The 601-nt window shown below is 71.9% G+C and carries 1 protein-coding gene; it reads left to right on the plus strand.

Annotated features, from left to right (window positions below):
• Positions 1 to 601: ComEC/Rec2 family competence protein (locus GJV64_RS15285; RefSeq protein ID WP_164158376.1), on the plus strand; the 601-nt coding region annotated here is incomplete at both ends.

Raw genomic sequence — 601 nt, forward strand, 5'->3', positions numbered from 1 at the left:
GCCCACCATCGCGCTGGCGCTGGGCGCGCTGGCCGGGCTTGGCTACACGCTGCTGGCCGGCGCGCAGGTGCCCACGGTGCGCGCGGTGATTGCCGCCGTGATCGTGGTGATCGGCATGATGCTTGGCCGGCAGGCCCTGTCGCTGCGCCTGCTGGCGGCGGCCGCCACAGCCATCCTGCTGGTGCGGCCCGAGGCGCTGCTGGGCGCCAGTTTCCAGATGAGCTTTGCCGCCGTGATCGGGATCGTCGCCCTCTATGAAAGCCGGCTGGGCCGCTGGTTGGCTGCGGTTGATGAAGGCGAGCCGTGGTGGGCCTGGCTCGGCCGCCGCGGCGCGGCCCTGCTGGCCACGGGCCTTGTCGCCGAATTCGCGCTGGCCGGCATTGGTCTCTTCCACTTCGGTCGCAGCGGCCTCTATGGCGTCATCGCCAACCTGGTCGCCATCCCGTTCAGCAGCTTTGTCGTCATGCCATCGCTGGCGCTCGGCCTGTTGGGCGAGGCGCTGGGCACCGGGCTGCTATGGCCGCTCGCCGGCAGCGCCATGGCCGGGCTGATCGCCGTCGCCGATCTGGCCGCCAGCCTGCCCGGCGCGGTGTTCACCAGC

It is taken from the genome of Sandarakinorhabdus rubra (assembly GCF_010994245.1).
GTDB classification, from domain to species: Bacteria; Pseudomonadota; Alphaproteobacteria; order Sphingomonadales; family Sphingomonadaceae; genus Sandarakinorhabdus; species Sandarakinorhabdus rubra.